General features: G+C 42.6%; 32 protein-coding genes. All 32 read right to left on the bottom strand.

The window, feature by feature from the left end:
- Positions 1-51 precede the first annotated feature (51 nt).
- Entirely contained in the window at positions 52-579 is a 528-nt protein-coding gene (locus FLB61_RS07210; protein WP_087201616.1) for a bL17 family ribosomal protein, read from the bottom strand.
- Positions 580-817: 238 nt separating this feature from the next.
- Positions 818-1,777, bottom strand: a complete 960-nt coding sequence (locus FLB61_RS07205) for a DNA-directed RNA polymerase subunit alpha (RefSeq protein WP_087201614.1) — start codon at positions 1,775-1,777, stop codon at positions 818-820.
- A gap of 39 nt (positions 1,778-1,816) precedes the next feature.
- The gene (rpsD, locus tag FLB61_RS07200; RefSeq protein WP_087201611.1) at positions 1,817-2,410 is read right to left on the bottom strand and encodes a 30S ribosomal protein S4; all 594 of its coding nucleotides are present in this window, start codon (positions 2,408-2,410) and stop codon (positions 1,817-1,819) included.
- 16 nt (positions 2,411-2,426) lie between these two features.
- The gene (gene rpsK, locus FLB61_RS07195; protein ID WP_024731877.1) at positions 2,427-2,822 is read right to left on the bottom strand and encodes a 30S ribosomal protein S11; all 396 of its coding nucleotides are present in this window, start codon (positions 2,820-2,822) and stop codon (positions 2,427-2,429) included.
- Between the two features lie 60 nt (positions 2,823-2,882).
- Positions 2,883-3,251 carry a 30S ribosomal protein S13 gene (gene rpsM / locus FLB61_RS07190; protein WP_087201608.1) on the bottom strand — a complete coding sequence of 123 codons (369 nt, stop codon included), beginning with the start codon at positions 3,249-3,251 and terminating at the stop codon, positions 2,883-2,885.
- A 272-nt stretch (positions 3,252-3,523) separates the two neighbouring features.
- Entirely contained in the window at positions 3,524-3,637 is a 114-nt protein-coding gene (rpmJ, locus tag FLB61_RS07185) for a 50S ribosomal protein L36 (protein WP_003022746.1), read from the bottom strand.
- 168 nt (positions 3,638-3,805) lie between these two features.
- Positions 3,806-4,024, bottom strand: coding sequence for a translation initiation factor IF-1 (gene infA / locus FLB61_RS07180; protein ID WP_004607275.1), 219 nt, complete (start codon positions 4,022-4,024; stop codon positions 3,806-3,808).
- A gap of 24 nt (positions 4,025-4,048) precedes the next feature.
- Entirely contained in the window at positions 4,049-4,297 is a 249-nt protein-coding gene (locus FLB61_RS07175; RefSeq protein ID WP_087209810.1) for a KOW domain-containing RNA-binding protein, read from the bottom strand.
- On the bottom strand, positions 4,291-5,073 hold the full coding sequence (gene map / locus FLB61_RS07170; protein ID WP_087201603.1) for a type I methionyl aminopeptidase: 783 nt from the start codon (positions 5,071-5,073) through the stop codon (positions 4,291-4,293). Before map ends, FLB61_RS07175 begins: the two co-directional genes overlap by 7 nt.
- Before the next feature lie 2 nt (positions 5,074-5,075).
- Entirely contained in the window at positions 5,076-5,720 is a 645-nt protein-coding gene (locus FLB61_RS07165) for an adenylate kinase (protein WP_087201601.1), read from the bottom strand.
- A gap of 70 nt (positions 5,721-5,790) precedes the next feature.
- Positions 5,791-7,107: a preprotein translocase subunit SecY gene (secY, locus tag FLB61_RS07160; RefSeq protein ID WP_221919769.1), complete on the bottom strand. Its 1,317-nt coding sequence runs from the start codon at positions 7,105-7,107 to the stop codon at positions 5,791-5,793.
- Complete coding sequence (rplO, locus tag FLB61_RS07155; protein WP_087201598.1) at positions 7,108-7,548, bottom strand: 50S ribosomal protein L15; 441 nt, start codon at positions 7,546-7,548, stop codon at positions 7,108-7,110.
- A gap of 23 nt (positions 7,549-7,571) precedes the next feature.
- Entirely contained in the window at positions 7,572-7,754 is a 183-nt protein-coding gene (gene rpmD, locus FLB61_RS07150) for a 50S ribosomal protein L30 (RefSeq protein ID WP_087201597.1), read from the bottom strand.
- 14 nt (positions 7,755-7,768) lie between these two features.
- Positions 7,769-8,278: a 30S ribosomal protein S5 gene (rpsE, locus tag FLB61_RS07145; RefSeq protein WP_087201596.1), complete on the bottom strand. Its 510-nt coding sequence runs from the start codon at positions 8,276-8,278 to the stop codon at positions 7,769-7,771.
- Between the two features lie 21 nt (positions 8,279-8,299).
- Positions 8,300-8,668 carry a 50S ribosomal protein L18 gene (gene rplR, locus FLB61_RS07140; protein WP_087201595.1) on the bottom strand — a complete coding sequence of 123 codons (369 nt, stop codon included), beginning with the start codon at positions 8,666-8,668 and terminating at the stop codon, positions 8,300-8,302.
- A gap of 17 nt (positions 8,669-8,685) precedes the next feature.
- Complete coding sequence (gene rplF, locus FLB61_RS07135; protein ID WP_087201592.1) at positions 8,686-9,228, bottom strand: 50S ribosomal protein L6; 543 nt, start codon at positions 9,226-9,228, stop codon at positions 8,686-8,688.
- A gap of 67 nt (positions 9,229-9,295) precedes the next feature.
- Positions 9,296-9,697: a 30S ribosomal protein S8 gene (gene rpsH, locus FLB61_RS07130; protein WP_087201590.1), complete on the bottom strand. Its 402-nt coding sequence runs from the start codon at positions 9,695-9,697 to the stop codon at positions 9,296-9,298.
- A gap of 146 nt (positions 9,698-9,843) precedes the next feature.
- The gene (locus tag FLB61_RS07125) at positions 9,844-10,029 is read right to left on the bottom strand and encodes a type Z 30S ribosomal protein S14 (protein ID WP_087201587.1); all 186 of its coding nucleotides are present in this window, start codon (positions 10,027-10,029) and stop codon (positions 9,844-9,846) included.
- 15 nt (positions 10,030-10,044) lie between these two features.
- A complete protein-coding gene (gene rplE / locus FLB61_RS07120) occupies positions 10,045-10,584 on the bottom strand; it encodes a 50S ribosomal protein L5 (RefSeq protein ID WP_221919768.1) in 540 nt (179 codons plus the stop codon).
- Positions 10,585-10,607: 23 nt separating this feature from the next.
- Entirely contained in the window at positions 10,608-10,919 is a 312-nt protein-coding gene (gene rplX / locus FLB61_RS07115) for a 50S ribosomal protein L24 (protein ID WP_087201583.1), read from the bottom strand.
- Between the two features lie 14 nt (positions 10,920-10,933).
- Positions 10,934-11,302, bottom strand: coding sequence for a 50S ribosomal protein L14 (gene rplN, locus FLB61_RS07110; protein ID WP_087201582.1), 369 nt, complete (start codon positions 11,300-11,302; stop codon positions 10,934-10,936).
- Between the two features lie 36 nt (positions 11,303-11,338).
- Positions 11,339-11,593, bottom strand: coding sequence for a 30S ribosomal protein S17 (rpsQ, locus tag FLB61_RS07105; RefSeq protein WP_442984398.1), 255 nt, complete (start codon positions 11,591-11,593; stop codon positions 11,339-11,341).
- A 14-nt stretch (positions 11,594-11,607) separates the two neighbouring features.
- Positions 11,608-11,814 (bottom strand): 50S ribosomal protein L29, encoded by a 207-nt coding sequence (gene rpmC / locus FLB61_RS07100; protein WP_087201578.1) that lies wholly within the window; start codon positions 11,812-11,814, stop codon positions 11,608-11,610.
- Entirely contained in the window at positions 11,804-12,241 is a 438-nt protein-coding gene (rplP, locus tag FLB61_RS07095) for a 50S ribosomal protein L16 (RefSeq protein WP_087201576.1), read from the bottom strand. Before rplP ends, rpmC begins: the two co-directional genes overlap by 11 nt.
- Complete coding sequence (gene rpsC, locus FLB61_RS07090) at positions 12,241-12,897, bottom strand: 30S ribosomal protein S3 (RefSeq protein ID WP_087201574.1); 657 nt, start codon at positions 12,895-12,897, stop codon at positions 12,241-12,243. The genes rplP and rpsC overlap by 1 nt, the downstream gene beginning before the upstream one ends.
- Before the next feature lie 11 nt (positions 12,898-12,908).
- On the bottom strand, positions 12,909-13,295 hold the full coding sequence (gene rplV / locus FLB61_RS07085; protein ID WP_087201572.1) for a 50S ribosomal protein L22: 387 nt from the start codon (positions 13,293-13,295) through the stop codon (positions 12,909-12,911).
- Positions 13,296-13,325: 30 nt separating this feature from the next.
- Entirely contained in the window at positions 13,326-13,607 is a 282-nt protein-coding gene (rpsS, locus tag FLB61_RS07080) for a 30S ribosomal protein S19 (RefSeq protein WP_087201570.1), read from the bottom strand.
- Between the two features lie 25 nt (positions 13,608-13,632).
- Positions 13,633-14,475, bottom strand: coding sequence for a 50S ribosomal protein L2 (gene rplB, locus FLB61_RS07075; protein WP_087201568.1), 843 nt, complete (start codon positions 14,473-14,475; stop codon positions 13,633-13,635).
- Between the two features lie 67 nt (positions 14,476-14,542).
- A complete protein-coding gene (rplW, locus tag FLB61_RS07070; protein ID WP_087201566.1) occupies positions 14,543-14,842 on the bottom strand; it encodes a 50S ribosomal protein L23 in 300 nt (99 codons plus the stop codon).
- On the bottom strand, positions 14,842-15,462 hold the full coding sequence (gene rplD / locus FLB61_RS07065) for a 50S ribosomal protein L4 (protein ID WP_087201564.1): 621 nt from the start codon (positions 15,460-15,462) through the stop codon (positions 14,842-14,844). Before rplD ends, rplW begins: the two co-directional genes overlap by 1 nt.
- Before the next feature lie 28 nt (positions 15,463-15,490).
- Positions 15,491-16,171 (bottom strand): 50S ribosomal protein L3, encoded by a 681-nt coding sequence (gene rplC / locus FLB61_RS07060; RefSeq protein ID WP_087201562.1) that lies wholly within the window; start codon positions 16,169-16,171, stop codon positions 15,491-15,493.
- A 74-nt stretch (positions 16,172-16,245) separates the two neighbouring features.
- Positions 16,246-16,563 carry a 30S ribosomal protein S10 gene (rpsJ, locus tag FLB61_RS07055; RefSeq protein ID WP_087201560.1) on the bottom strand — a complete coding sequence of 106 codons (318 nt, stop codon included), beginning with the start codon at positions 16,561-16,563 and terminating at the stop codon, positions 16,246-16,248.
- Positions 16,564-16,767: the final 204 nt, after the last annotated feature.

The raw sequence follows: 16,767 nt of genomic DNA, 5'->3' as shown, positions 1-16,767 counted from the left end.
ATTCTTGCGCAAAATAAAAGAGATGCCTTACAGCATCTCTTTTGATCATTCTTATACTAATTCAATGAATACTTCCATTGCAGCATCGCCTTTACGCTGTCCGATCTTAACGATTCTTGTGTAACCACCGTTACGTCCAACATACTTCGGAGCGATTTCTGTAAACATTTTATTTACAAGATCTACTTCTTTTGCAGATCTCTTCTTTCCGTCTGTCACTTCTTTTACCGGGCAGAGTACTTTGAGCATCTGACGGCGTGCGTGAAGTCTGGATGGAAGATCTTTTTTAATCTTCTTTTCTACTTCATCGTAAACAGTTACTTTCTTTCCATCAACAACTTCTTTTACGCGCTTTCCTTCTGCGTCTTTGCGAGCAACTTTTGCTTTTACTGTCACTTCTTCAAAGTTGTCTTTTTCTTTTACAGCTAAAGCGATGAGTCCTTCTGCAATTTTACGGATTTCTTTTGCTTTTGCTTCTGTTGTTCTGATTCTTCCGTTATTCAGAAGAGCTGTTACCTGATTTCTCAGTAAAGCTTTTCTTAAATCGCTTCTTCTTCCAAGCTTTCTATATTTTGCCATTTTGTGTTTCCTCCAAATTTTTTACATCTGATTATGCATCTTCGGTCTTACTAGTCAAATGCTCCACCGCGCATCTTCGGTCTTATCGGCAGATCATCCTTCTCCTCGCCCATTTTGGAAGCCGCTTGAACATTAGCAGTTCAATCGGCAGCGCCAGAGCCAGTCGTTTTACTCCTCGCCCATTTTGGAAGCCGCTTGAACATTAGCAGTTCAATCGGCAGCGCCAGGGCCAGTCGTTTTACTCCTCGCCCTGGCTTAATTCCAGGCCGAGTTCTTTCAATTTTGCAAGTACCTCTTCCAGAGACTTGCGTCCCAGGTTACGTACTTTCATCATATCTTCAGGAGTTCTGTTTGTAAGTTCTTCCACTGTATTGATTCCGGCTCTCTTCAAGCAATTGTAGGAACGAACGGAAAGTTCAAGTTCATCAATGCTCATTTCAAGCACTTTCTCTTTTTCATCGTCTTCTTTTTCGATCATAACTTCCGCAGCCTGTGCTACTTCTGACAGGTCGATGAAAAGTTTCAGATGTTCGTTCAGTACTTTCGCAGCAAGGCTTACCGCCTCATCCGGAAGTAATGTACCATTTGTGTATACATCCAGAGTCAGCTTGTCGTAGTCCGTGATCTGTCCGACACGAGTGTTCTGAACAGTCAGATTTACGCGCTCTACCGGTGTATAAATGGAATCAATCGGAATGACTCCAATCGGAAGGTCTTCAGTCTTGTTCTTCTCTGAGCTTACATAACCGCGGCCTTTTGTGATCGTCAGTTCCATGTAAAGCTTACTGTCTGTTCCGCCGTTGAGTGTCGCGATTACCAGATCCGGATTCATGATCTCAATATCGGAATCAACCTGGATATCAGCGCCTGTTACAACACCTTCTCCTTCAAATTCAATATAAGCTGTTTTCGGTTCATCTGTTTCTGAAGAGTTTTTAATAGCTAATGCCTTCAGATTCATGATAATCTCGGTTACATCCTCTTTCACACCCGGAATGGAACTAAATTCATGAAGAACGCCGTCGATCTTTACCTGGCTTATGGCTGCGCCCGGAAGGGAGGACAGCATAATTCTTCTGAGGCTGTTACCCAATGTCGTTCCGTATCCTCTTTCGAGCGGTTCCACGACAAATCTTCCATATCTTTTATCTTCTGACATTTCTGTGATTTCGATATTCGGTTTATTAAAATCAAACACTATAAGTTCCCTCCTGCTATTAGCACGTTTTACGGGTTATTATTTAGAATATAATTCGACGATCAGCATTTCGTCAACCGGTACATCGATTTCATCGCGTGTCGGAAGCTCTTTTACTGTTCCTTTTAAATTCTCTGTGTCGATTTCCAGCCATCCCGGTACAAGACGTCCGCCTGTCACTTCAAGGATATCTTTATATCTCTGAGAACCTTTGCACTTTTCTTTGATTTCGATCACATCTCCGGCTTTTACAAGGTAAGACGGGATATTAACCTGTTTTCCATTTACAAGCACATGTTTGTGGTCTACAATCTGTCTTGCTTCACGTCTTGTTCTAGCAAGTCCCATACGGAACACTACATTGTCAAGTCTTGTTTCCAGAAGAACCATCAGGTTTGTACCTGTCATACCGCTCATCTGTTTTGCTTTTTTGTAGTAGTTGCGGAATGGTTTTTCCAGAACGCCATAGATGAATTTTGCTTTCTGTTTTTCACGTAACTGAAGACCATACTCGCTCATCTTTCTGTTTGCTCTTTTTAACTGTCTTTTAGACTTTTTATCAATTCCTAAATAAATCGGATCCATTCCAAGGGAACGGCATCTTTTCAGAACTGGAACTCTATTTACTGCCATGCTCTTATCCTCCTAATTAGACTCTTCTGCGTTTTGGTGGACGGCAACCATTGTGCGGTACCGGAGTTACATCTTTGATGCTTGTTACATCGATTCCGCATGCCTGAAGTGCACGGATCGCTGCTTCTCTACCTGAACCTGGTCCCTTTACCATAACGTCTACTGATTTCAGACCATGTACTAATGCTGCCTTTGCTGCAGTTTCTGCTGCCATCTGAGCCGCATATGGAGTAGATTTCCTTGAACCTCTAAATCCCAGACCGCCGGCACTTGCCCATGATAAAGCATTTCCCTGAGCATCTGTCAATGTAACGATTGTATTGTTGAAAGATGACTGGATATGTGCCTGTCCATGTTCAACGTTTTTCTTGACACGTTTTTTTGTTACTTTCTTTGCAACTTTCTTTGCCATTTAAACTAACCTACTTTCTTGTTTTCTGTACTGATCCCCAAAGCGGGGAAAGTTATCATCTTACTTCTTCTTGTTTGCCACTGTTCTCTTCGGACCTTTTCTTGTTCTTGCGTTTGTCTTTGTCTTCTGTCCACGAACCGGGAGTCCTTTTCTGTGACGGATTCCTCTGTAGCATCCGATTTCCTGTAATCTCTTGATGTTCAGAGCGATCTCTCTTCTGAGATCACCTTCTACTGTCTGTGTCTCATCGATCACTGCACTGATCTTCTTTACTTCTTCATCTGTCAGGTCTCTGCATCTTGTATCCGGATTTACTCCTGCATCTTTTAAGATACGGTTGGAGCTTACTCTTCCGATTCCGTAGATGTAAGTCAGACCGATTTCAACACGTTTGTCTCTTGGTAAATCAACACCTGCAATACGAGCCATTCTTGTTTTCCTCCATTTTCAATCGTTTTCTGTTTCATATTGTCTTTAACTGGGGCGTCTGTATCTGACGGAATACATTTACGCCCAGGCATATCCGGTATGCTAATATGCCCTTTCCGGCAACCTCTCGGTTAATGACCGCCGGTATTAGAAGCAATATACATGGAGCACTCGTCTCAGGTGTCCTTGTATATTTAAAATAGCACTACACACTTCCTGGCGTGTCATGCTATCAGCCGCCTAATTCAATTCCAATCTACATTCAGTCCAAATTAACCCTGGCGCTGTTTGTGTTTTGGATTCTCGCAGATAATTCTGATACTGCCTTTTCTTTTAATTACTTTGCATTTTTCGCAAATCGGTTTTACTGATGATCTAACCTTCATGTCAAATCCTCCTTTCATACCTGCTAAACCGTCCCGGATAAAACACACTACCGTTCTGTTTTTCCGGATACTTTCCAATGGATACTGCCGCTGCGCAGACTACACCCACGAACGGCATTTAATATTATAGCCCTGTCGCCTTTGAAAGTCAATAACTTTTTTATTTTTTTACTTATCTCTCCAAATAATTCTTCCTTTTGAGAGGTCATACGGAGAAAGTTCCAGTGTTACCTTGTCTCCTGGCAAAATCTTGATAAAATTCATACGAAGTTTTCCGCTGATATGCGCCAGCACCTGGTGGCCATTTTCCAGCTCTACCTGAAACATCGCATTTGGCAATTTTTCTACTACTGTTCCCTCAATTTCAATTACGTCAGCCTTTGACATGTTGCTCCTCCTTCTGCTTCACAATTACATGATTTCACTCTGATATTTTTTTATGAATGTCCGGATGTTCTCATCCGTAAATTCCTCATCCTCAATCTTTTTTAAGATTACCTGCACATGCTTTTTCTTTTTTCTTTTCGGTTTTTCCATCGGGCGAAGCCTTCCGTCCGTAAGGAAAAGGGAATCCTCTGTCTCTTCTATTATAATATAAAGTCTTCCCCGATCGTGGCCTGCAAGGGACTTAACAAGTGCCCCGGTCTCGTAGTTTAACATGTTGTCTCCTTTTTATCGGAATCTTCAGACAATGTCAGGATCTTCGGTTCCCCGTCTGTGATCAGAATCGTGTTTTCGTAGTGCGCCGACGGCTTTCCGTCTTTTGTGACTACGGTCCATCCATCAGAAAGCCAATTTACTTTTGCCGTACCCAGATTGATCATCGGCTCAACTGCAAGCGTCATGCCTGCCTTCAGCTTTATGCCTCGTCTTGGCATCTCGAAATTGGGTATCTGCGGATCTTCGTGGAGTTTCGTACCGATGCCATGTCCGCACAGCTCTTCCACCACTCCATACCCGAAGCGGCGGGCATACTCTCCGATGGCTTTCGATATGTCATACAGATGGTTTCCTTCCCTGGCATATTTGATTCCTTCAAAAAAACTTTCTCTCGTTCTTGCTATCAGTTCCTGCGTCTCCTTTGGGATCTCCCCCACTGCATGGGTTCTTGCCGCATCGGAATGATAACCTTTCCAGATCACTCCCGCATCAAGGGAGACTATATCGCCGTCTTTTATGATCCTGTTTCTGCTTGGAATCCCATGGACTACTTCTTCATTGATGGAAACACAAATGGAAGCCGGATAGCCGTTATAACCCAGGAAGGAAGGTACGCAGCCGTAACTCCTTATGACTTCCTCCCCAAGCTTATCAATATCAGCGGTCGTCATGCCAGCGTGAAGCGCACAGGAAAGCTCCTGATGAACCTTTTCCAGTATTCTCCCCGCTTCTGTCATCAATTCAATTTCTCTTGCTGATTTGATCTTAACGGACATTTCTATTCTCCTAAAATCTTCACGATTTCCTGGAACACATCATCGATATCTACAGTGCCGTCAACTTCTTTTAAAATACCTGAATTCTTGTAGTAATCGATAAGCGGCTGTGTCTGTTCGTGGTACACATTGAGACGTTTCTGAACTGTTTCCGGTTTGTCGTCATCCCTGAGAATCAGCTCTTTCCCACATGTATCGCAGACATTTTCCACTTTCGGCGCCGCGTACACAAGATGATATGTAGCTCCGCACCCGACACAGGCTCTTCTTCCGCCCATCCGATTTACGATGTTTTCATCCGGTACTTCCACGTCAATGGCATAGTCCATCTTATCTCCAAAAGAAGCAAGGGCTTTATCAAGCGCTTCTGCCTGCGGGATCGTTCTCGGGAATCCGTCCAGAACATATCCGTTTTTGCAGTCATCCTGCTTTACACGGTCAACTACGAGGTCTACAACGAGTTCGTCCGGTACAAGCAGGCCCTGATCCATATACTCTTTTGCTTTCTTTCCAAGTTCTGTCCCTTCCTTGATATTCGCACGGAAGATATCTCCTGTGGAAATATGTGGAATCTCATACTTTGCTGCGATCTTTTTCGCCTGTGTGCCTTTTCCTGCACCCGGAGCACCTAACATAATCACTTTCATTTTGTGTCCCTCCATAATATCTCTTTATAGAACTTTAACTCGCGAAAAAGGTTTCCGCGAGCTAAAATCATCAGGTATTTAAGAATCCTTTGTAATTACGAACAAGCATCATAGATTCCACTTTCTTGATCGTCTCAAGAACAACACCCACGATAATAATCAGGGATGTTCCTCCGAAAGATACATTGGCACCAAAGACGCCGTTAAAGAAAAACGGGATAACCTGCACGATCACAAGTCCGCAGGCACCGATAAAAATGATGTTGTTCAGGATCTTTGTCAAATATTCTACAGTAGGTCTTCCCGGACGAATACCGAGGATGAACCCGCCGCTCTTTTTCATATTGTTTGCAATCTCCATCGGATTGAATGTAATACTCGTGTAGAAATATGCAAAGAATATTGTCAAAAGAATATATACGAGCAGCCCCCATGAATATTGGATCTGGGATGGGTTGCACCAGTTGTTGGAACTCAGTCCCTTCAGGATCTCGCTTCCAATTCCGTCGCCGTTGCCTTTTCCAAGAAAGGCAGCGATGACAACCGGAAACTGCATCAGAGAAGATGCGAAGATAACCGGGATAACGCCGGCTGTATTTACCTTGAGAGGGATGCTGGTCGTCTGGCCGCCCATTGTCTTTCTTCCGATCACTTTCTGTGAATACTGTACCGGAATTTTTCTAACAGCGTCCTGAAGGACGATGACAAATACGACGACTACAAGAAGAACCGCCAAAATAATCAGAGCTGCAAGTCCTCCTGTGGCAAGGCTTTTCCCTTTGATAAACTGCTCATATAAGGTAATAAAATCGCTTGGCACACGAGAAATGATGTTGATAAGAAGAACGATGGAAATACCGTTTCCGACACCATTTTCTGTGATACGCTCACCGATCCACATCAGTAAAGTAGAACCTGCCGTCAATGTGAGAACAACTACCGCTGCGTTCACAAAGTTGAATTCTATCAGAAGTCCCTGACGTCCAAATCCTACTGCCATAGCTGTGGACTCTACCAATGCCAGCACAACCGTAAGATAACGGGTAATAGCTGTCATTTTCTTTCTTCCTTCTTCTCCCTCTTTCTGCATCTCTTCCAGTTTCGGAATCGCGATGGTCATAAGCTGGACAATAATGGAAGATGTAATATAAGGAGTAATACTCAGCGCAAACACCGACATCTGCGTGAAAGAACCGCCGGTAAATGCATTAAAAAAGTTAAATGCATCACCGGTCTGGCTCGCGAAGAAGTCCTGGATATATGTCGGATCCACGCCTGGTGTAGGCAGCTCAGAGCCGAGTCTTACTACAATCAGCATCAAAAATGTGAAGAACAGTCTTTTTCTGATCTCTTCAATCTGAAATGCCCTACGGACTGTCTGCAGCAATTAGATCACCTCTGCTTTTCCACCAAGTGCTTCAATTTTAGCCTTTGCGCTTTCGCTGAAAGCATTAGCCTGAACTGTAAGTTTTTTGGTTAATTCTCCATTTCCAAGAATCTTTACTCCGTCTTTCGGATTCTTAATAATTCCGTTTTCGATTAATGTTGCAACAGATACAACTGCATCATTTTCGAATGCTTCCAATACACTTAAGTTAACAGCTACGATTTCCTTAGAGTTTCTGCAAGTGAAACCTCTCTTCGGAATACGTCTGTATAATGGCATCTGTCCACCTTCAAATCCCGGTCTTGGTGCTCCGGAACGAGCTTTCTGACCTTTGTGTCCTTTTCCGGCAGTCTTACCATTTCCTGAACCGTGACCACGGCCTCTTCTGAAATTATCGCTGTGTTTTGAACCATCAGCTGGTCTTAAATTTGATAAGTCCATTATGACACCTCCTTATCTTTCAATTAAGCTTCTTCTTCCACTTTTACTAAATGTCTAATCTGCTGTACCATGCCTCTTGTCGCTGCATTATCCGGAAGCACAACTGTTTTGTGCATCTTCTTCAGTCCTAATGCTTCAACTGTCTTTTTATGCTTCGGAATGGCACCGATTGTTGATTTCACTAATGTGATTTTCAAATTTGCCATGTGAACCGTCCTCCTTAGCCTACGATCTCTTCGATAGATTTCCCGCGAAGTCTTGCCACATCTTCCGGTGTCTTTACATTTGCAAGACCATTCAGTGTAGCGAGAACAACGTTCTGTTTGTTGTTAGAACCTAAAGATTTTGTACGGATGTTTTTGATACCTGCCATTTCGATTACGGCACGCGCCGGACCTCCGGCGATAACTCCGGTACCTTCCGGTGCTGTCTTCAGAAGCACTGTAGCACTTCCGTATTTTCCATAAATATCGTGAGTGATGCTTTCTTCGTTATTAAGAGCAACAGTGATCAGGTTCTTCATTGCATCTTCTTTCCCTTTGCGGATTGCTTCCGGGATTTCTGCTGCTTTACCCAGTCCTGCTCCAACGTGTCCTTTTCCGTCGCCAACAACTACTAAAGCTGTGAATCTGAAGTGACGGCCACCTTTAACAACTTTGGTTACACGTTTGATTGACACTACTTTTTCATTCAATTCTAACTGACTAGCATCAATATGATTACGTCTCATCTGTGTTTTCCTCCTCAACTTCTAGAATTCCAGTCCAGCTTCTCTAGCTGCATCAGCTAATGCTTTGATCTTTCCCTGATATATGAAGCCGCCTCTGTCAAAGACAACTGTAGTAATACCTTTTTCCAGGGCTTTCTTTGCAATTACCGTACCAAGATATGCTGCTGCTTCAACATTGTTGGTCTTTTCCAGTTCTGCTTTCACGTCTTTCTGAAGAGTGGAAGCTGATACCAGAGTGTTTCCAACTGTATCATCGATGATCTGAGCATACATATGATTGTTGCTTCTGAATACAGCAAGACGTGGTCTCTCAGCAGTACCGCTGAAACGGTTGCGTAATTTTCTATGTTTATTTAAACGAACTTCGCTTCTTGATTTTTTGCTAACCATTTTCACACTCTCCTTACTTATTTCTTACCAGTTTTACCAACTTTACGTCTGATTACTTCATCAGCATACTTGATACCTTTGCCCTTGTACGGTTCCGGTCTTCTCTTATCTCTGATTTCAGCTGCGTATTGGCCAACTTTTTCTTTACTGATACCTTTAACAATGATTTTGTTCTGTCCTTCCAGAACTGTCTCGATGCCTTCCGGATCTTCCATTTCTACCGGATGAGAATATCCAAGGTTTAATGTAAGTTTCTTTCCAGCTTTTGCAGCTCTGTAACCTACACCGTTTACTTCAAGAACCTTCTGATATCCTTCTGTAACACCGATCACCATGTTGTAAATCAGTGTTCTTGTAAGACCATGTAAAGATTTCATCTTTTTCAAATCGTTCGGTCTTGTTACCACGATTGTATTGTCTTCTTTTTTGATTTCCATTTCTACAGGAAGTTCTCTCACGAGAGTTCCCTTCGGACCTGTTACAGTCACTTTGTTGTTTTCTGCGATTTCAACAGTTACTCCTTCCGGAATTGCAACCGGAAGTCTTCCGATACGTGACATAACGTATACCTCCTAAACTTAAATTTTCGGAGCGGTCTTTGCCGCTCTGTTTTCAGTTGCTTTCGGCCTACCAAATGAAGCAGAGTACTTCTCCGCCGACACCGAGTTCTCTTGCTTTTTTATCTGTTACAACACCATGGTTGGTAGAGATAACTGCTGTTCCAAGTCCTCCAAGTACTCTCGGAAGATCTTCTTTTCCAGCGTACACACGCAGACCCGGTTTGGAAATTCTCTTTAATCCTGTGATAACCTTTTCGTTCTTATCTGCGCCGTATTTTAATGTAATTCTGATCGTCTTGAAGTTTCCGTCTTCAACGAGATCGTATTTTTCAATATATCCTTCATCTGCAAGGATGTCTGCGATTGCGACTTTCATCTTGGAAGCCGGCACGTCTACTGTATCATGTTTTGCAGTATTTGCATTACGGATTCTTGTAAGCATATCTGCGATTGGATCACTCATAGTCATTTTCAGTTTCCTCCTTGTGGAATGCTAATTCTAAAATTTACTGACTGCGGATATCCTTTTTCAAGGAAGTTCTCCGGCATCTGTCGGAGAGCAGCCCCAAGCCTCGCGAATCCCTGTAAAGGGATTCTGCAAAGCCGATTTGTGGCTTACCAGCTTGCCTTCTTAACTCCCGGGATTTCTCCTTTATATGCTAATTCACGGAAGCAGATACGGCAAATACCATATTTTCTTAAATATGCATGCGGACGACCGCAGATTTTGCAGCGGTTATATTCTCTTGTAGAGAATTTCTGTTTGCGCTGCTGTTTGATTTTCATAGATGTCTTTGCCATGATTCTCCTCCTTTACTACTTTGCGAATGGCATGTTGAACTGTTTCAGTAATTCACGAGCTTCTTCGTCTGTCTTAGCTGTTGTAACGAAGATTACGTCCATACCGCGAACTTTGTCAACTTTGTCATATTCGATTTCAGGGAAAATCAACTGTTCTTTGATTCCAAGAGCGTAGTTACCTCTTCCGTCAAATGCGTTCGGGTTTACCCCTCTGAAGTCACGTACACGAGGAAGTGCAAGGTTGATCAGACGATCAACGAACTCGTACATTTTTTCTCCTCTTAATGTAACTTTACATCCGATCGGCATACCTTCTCTGATCTTGAAGTTCGCTACAGAATTTTTAGCTCTTGTCACAACTGCTTTCTGTCCTGTGATCTTTTCCATATCAGCAATAGCAGCTTCAAGAAGCTTTGCATTGTCTTTTGCTTCGCCTACACCCATGTTGAGAACAACTTTGTCAAGCTTCGGCACTTCCATAATGTTTTTATATCCAAATTTCTTTACCAGAGCGTCTACGATTTCATTCTGGTACTGTTCTTTTAATCTACTCAAAGCGATGGACCTCCTTTCCCGAATTAATCAATAACTTCGCCTGTTGATTTTGCAAAACGAACTTTTTTGTCTCCGTCCATCTTGAAACCTACTCTTGTAGCTTTTCCTTTATGAACGTACATTACGTTAGATGCATCAATAGGTCCTTCCTGGTGTACGATACCGCCATTCTGATTAGCAGCACTTGGTTTTGTGTGCTTTGTCAGCATGTTGACACCTTCAACCAGAACTTTTCCGTCCTTTTTGTTAACAGCAATTACTTTGCCTTCTTTGTCTTTATCTTTTCCGGCGATGACTTTGACTGTGTCGCCCTTTTTAATTTTCATCGTTGACATTCTCAGGTACCTCCTTATAATACTTCCGGAGCCAGAGATACGATTTTCATGAACTGTTTCTCACGAAGCTCTCTTGCTACTGGTCCAAAAATACGAGTTCCTCTTGGGTTCTTGTCTTCTTTTATAATAACAGCAGCATTTTCATCGAATTTGATGTAAGAACCATCTTTACGACGTGCGCCTCTTACAGTACGAACAACTACGGCCTTTACAACATCGCCTTTTTTAACAACGCCGCCTGGTGTTGCATCTTTGACAGACGCAACGATGATGTCGCCGATATTCGCATATCTTCTTGTAGAACCGCCCATAACACGGATACAAAGTAATTCTTTAGCACCTGTGTTATCTGCCACTTTTAATCTGCTTTCTTGCTGAATCATGCAGGTAACCTCCTTATATTCTGCTTCCTAGTGAAATTATCTCACTTTCTCCATTACTTCCACAAGTCTCCATCTCTTGTCCTTGGACAGCGGTCTTGTTTCCATAACTTTTACTTTATCTCCAATGTTGCATTCGTTGTTTTCGTCATGTGCTTTCAGTTTGTAAGTTCTCTTCACGATCTTGTTGTAAAGCGGGTGTTTCACATGGTCTTCAACTGCAACGACGATTGTTTTGTCCATTTTGTTGCTGACAACCTTACCAACTCTTGTTTTTCTCAGGTTTCTTTCCACGATCTATTCCCTCCTTACTGAGCCTTAGCCATTTCTGTGATCACTGTCTGGATTCTGGCAATATTTTTTCTTACTTCTTTGATTCTGCTTGTATTGTCAAGCTGATTCGTTGCGTTCTGGAATCTCAGGTTAAAGAGCTCCTTTTTAGCAGCTACTAATTCTTCATTTAACTCTGCAACTGATTTTGTTCTTAAATCTTCTACAAATGCATTAATTTTCACTGTTATCACCGCCTTCTAAATCTGCGCGAGAAACGATTTTACATTTACAAGGTAATTTGTGCATTGCAAGACGCAGCGCTTCACGTGCAACTTCTTCCGGAACTCCCGCAAGTTCGAACATAACACGTCCTGGTTTTACAACTGCTACCCAGTATTCAAGAGTACCTTTACCGGAACCCATACGCGTTTCAGCTGGTTTTGTAGTTACTGGTTTATCTGGGAAGATCTTGATCCAAACTTTACCACCACGTTTGATGTAACGTGTCATCGCAATACGGGCAGCTTCAATCTGGTTGGAACGGATCCAGCACGGTTCCGTTGCTACAAGACCAAATTCACCGTTAGTGATCTTATTTCCGCGTAAAGCCTTTCCTCTCATGGAGCCACGGAACTGTTTACGACGTTTTACTCTTTTTGGCATTAACATTATTTATCGCTCCCTTCCTGATTAGCCTTTGTTGGAAGAACTTCGCCTTTGTATACCCAGACCTTAACACCTACTTTTCCGTAAGTTGTGTCTGCTTCAGCGAATCCATAGTCAATGTCTGCGCGCAGTGTCTGAAGCGGAATTGTTCCTTCGCTGTAGAACTCTGTACGAGCCATATCAGCTCCGCCAAGACGTCCGGATACAGATGTTTTCACACCGAGAGCTCCGGCTTTCATTGTTCTGCTCATGCAGGATTTCATAGCACGTCTGAAAGAAATACGATTTTCAAGCTGAAGTGCAATGTTTTCTGCAACGAGCTGAGCATCTTTGTCTGGTCTCTTTACTTCTTTGATGTCCACGATCACTTTCTTGTCTGTCATCTTCTGAAGTTCTGCTTTAACCTTCTCGATCTCAGATCCGCCTTTACCGATAACAACACCCGGTTTTGCTGTGTAAACGATGATCTTTACACGATCAGATGCTCTTTCGATCTCAACTTTTGCGATTCCGGCACTGTATAATTTATTTTTAAGAAATTTTCTGATCTTGTGGTCTTCTACCAGATTGTCGCCGAAATCTTTTTCAGCATACCATCTGGAATCCCAGTCTTTAATCACGCCGACTCTCAAGCCATGTGGATTTACTTTCTGTCCCATGATTACCCTCCTTATCTTTCATCAAGCACAACTGTGATATGGCTCATTCTCTTTTCGATTCTGTAAGCTCTTCCCTGTGCTCTTGGTCTGATTCGTTTCATTGTAGGTCCTTTGTTTGCATAGCATTCTGCAATGTAAAGGTTTTCAGGTGACATACCGTTATTGTTTTCAGCGTTTGCAATTGCTGACTCTAATAATTTCTTGATTAAGCTGGAAGCATATCTTGGATTGTATGTTAAGATTCCAAGTGCTGTTGTTACATCCTTACCTCTGATGGCATCTAATACGTAGCATGCTTTCTGAACAGAAACTCTTGCATAGGATAATTTAGCAGATGGTCTCGTGTCTTTGTTCGCATTTCTTTCTCTCTTAATTTGAGATCTGTGTCCCTTTGCCATGGATGAACCCTCCTTTCGAATACTCGTCTATTATCTTACTCTGGATTTCTTTTCGTCTTTTCCATGTCCTCTGTATGTTCTTGTTGCAACAAACTCTCCGAGTTTATGTCCAACCATATCTTCTGTAACATATACCGGAACATGTTTTCTTCCGTCATGAACTGCAATTGTATGACCGATCATCATCGGGAAAATTGTAGAACGGCGGGACCAAGTCTTAATTACAGACTTGTCTCCTGTTTCGTTCATAGCTTCTACCTTTTTCAGTAAACTCGCATCTGCGAATGGTCCTTTTTTAAGTGAACGAGCCATTAGGTCTAACCTCCTTCAAAACTGTTTATTTGATACCTTTTCCGTCACGTCTTCTTACGATCAGCTTATTAGACGCTTTGTTTTTCTTTCTTGTCTTAAGACCAAGTGCCGGTTTGCCCCATGGTGTACACGGACCTGGACGGCCGATACCTGTCTTACCTTCACCACCACCGTGCGGATGGTCGTTCGGGTTCATTACGGAACCGCGGACTGTAGGTCTGATACCCATATGACGTTTACGTCCTGCTTTACCGATGTTGATCAGGTTGTGTTCTCCGTTTCCGACAACACCTACTGATGCGCGGCATACAAGCGGAACCATTCTCATTTCGCCTGAAGGAAGACGAAGTGTAGCATATTTTCCTTCTTTAGCCATTAACTGAGCGCTGTTTCCGGCTGAACGTACAAGCTGTCCGCCTTTTCCCGGATACAGTTCAATATTGTGGATCTGTGTACCAACCGGGATTTCAGAAAGCGGCAGGCAGTTTCCTACTCTTACTTCTGCTTCCGGTCCGTTCATTACTGTCATTCCGTCTTTTAATCCTGCCGGTGCAAGGATGTAAGCTTTCTCGCCGTCTGCGTAGCAGATCAGAGCGATGTTTGCTGTTCTGTTCGGATCGTACTCGATACCGATAACTTTTGCCGGAATTCCGTCTTTATTTCTCTTAAAGTCGATAACTCTGTATTTTCTTTTTACTCCGCCACCGCGGTGTCTTACTGTGATTTTACCCTGGCTGTTACGTCCAGCAACACTTTTCTTTGATACTAACAGTGACTTTTCCGGTACTGTCTTTGTGATTTCAGCAAAATCAGAACCTGTCATCTGTCTTCTGGAAGGTGTATATGGGCTGTATGTTTTAATTCCCATTACTGTTTCTCCTTTCGTCTTCTAATTATTCGTTTCACGGATTTGCACCGTTTATCTTCTCTAAATCTTAGAGTCCCTGGAAAATTTCAATTTCTGCGCTTTCTTCTGTAAGTGCAACGATTGCTTTCTTTGTCTTTGCAGTCTTTCCAAATGTCATTCCGCGGCGTCTTGTTTTACCGTCGTTGTTCATTGTGTTTACGCTTTTTACTTTTGTTCCAGCGAACATTTTCTCAACTGCTTCTTTAATCTGAGACTTTGTTGCTTCCGGATGAACAAGGAAAGTGTATTTCTTGTCTGCCATAAGTCCCATGCTCTTTTCTGTAACCACTGGTTTCAGGATTACGTCATAATACTGAATGTTTGCCATTATGCGTACACCTCCTCGATCGCCTCAACAGCAGCTTTCGTAGCGATTACTGTGTTGTATTTCAGGATATCATATGCATTGATCGTATTTGTACGTGCCGTCTTCACATTAGCGATATTTCTTGCAGAGATTTCTGCATTCTTATTATTGTCTTCCAGCACTACCAATGCTTTGGATACGTTCAGGTTGTTCAATACACCCTGGAATTTCTTTGTTTTGATTTCATCAAAATCCATTGCATCTACAACGATAAATTTGTTTTCTTCTACTCTGGATGAAAGAGCAGATTTGAGAGCAGCTCTCTTTTCTTTCTTGTTTAATTTGAAAGAGTAGTCTCTCGGTGTCGGAGCAAATACAACTCCGCCGCCTGTCCACTGCGGTGCTCTTGTGGAACCCTGTCTTGCATGACCTGTTCCTTTCTGTCTCCACGGTTTTCTTCCGCCGCCGGATACTTCAGAACGTGTCTTTGCTTTCTGTGTTCCCTGACGTTTATTTGCAAGCTGCTGTACAACCGCCATGTGAAGAAGATGTTCATTCACTTCCACACCAAACACTGCATCGTTTAATTCGATTGTACCAACTTCTTTACCTTCGATATTGTAAACAGATACGTTTGCCATCTGTATGGTCCTCCTTTCCTCTCAAAACCTAAATACTCTTTACTGTTTCTTTGATTGTTACTAAAGATTTCTTAGGTCCTGGTACGGAACCTTTTACTAAGAGCAGGTTGTTTTCTGCATCTACTCTTACTACTTCAAGATTCTGAATTGTGATCTTCTTGCTTCCCATGTGTCCTGGCATTTTCTTTCCTTTGAATACCTTGCTCGGATCGGAAGCCGCACCGTTGGAACCTGCATGGCGGTGGAATTTGGAACCGTGAGCCATAGGTCCTCTGTGCTGGTTATGTCTCTTGATTGCACCCTGGAATCCTTTACCTTTGGAGATTGCTGTTGCATCAATCTTATCTCCTACTGCGAAGATATCAGCTTTGATTTCCTGTGCAAGTGTGTATTCTTCAGCATTTTCGAATTTAAATTCTTTTACGAATCTCTTTCCGGATACTCCTGCTTTGTCGAAGTGTCCTTTTTCTGCTTTTGTCACACCATTTCTGTGAACAATTTCTTTCTTACCGTTCTTGTCAACGTTGACGATTTTTTCTTTCTTGTCAACAAAACCAACCTGAACAGCGCTGTAACCGTCATTCTCAACTGTCTTAACCTGTGTTACAACACATGGACCAGCCTGAAGAACAGTTACCGGAGTTAATACTCCATCTTCGTTGAAGATTTGAGTCATTCCGACTTTTGTTGCTAAAATAGCTTTCTTCATTATGTTTACCTCCTGTGATTTACAGCGGAACGGACATCCGCCCGTTCATCCTAAATTTTAGGAATACTGCTTTCTTATTTTTGTTTCATTTTGATATCGATGTATACACCTGCCGGCATTTCCAGTCTGGATAATGCATCTACAGTCTTCTGTGTAGGTGTGATGATATCGATCAGTCTTTTATGAGTTCTCTGTTCGAACTGTTCTCTGGAATCTTTGTATTTATGAACCGCTCTTAAGATTGTCACCACTTCCTTCTTTGTCGGAAGCGGTACCGGTCCGCTAACCTGTGCTCCATTTTTCTTTACAGTTTCGATGATTTTTTTGGCAGATGCATCAACAAGCTGATGATCATATGCCTTCAGTGTGATTCTCATTACTTGACTTGCCATAAAAAAAGTCGCCTCCTTTTCGTACTTTCAAACCTCAGTACGACAAGCGGTGACTGTACACTCTCCCGTGCGTGTCCGCAGACTTCCACACGTTGTTACCATGTTTCAATGGATGTTAATGATTCGTACAGTGACTTGTCGCCAGTTTCCTAACTTGACATTCGCTCCGCGGAAAACCTGCCATTCTCGGGCAGCAACCTCACG

Origin of the sequence: Sellimonas caecigallum (assembly GCF_019754295.1) — a bacterium.
Classification (GTDB): domain Bacteria; phylum Bacillota; class Clostridia; order Lachnospirales; family Lachnospiraceae; genus Sellimonas; species Sellimonas caecigallum.
Note: the sequence above shows the minus strand (reverse complement) of the source record. Positions and strands in the feature narration are given on the sequence as shown.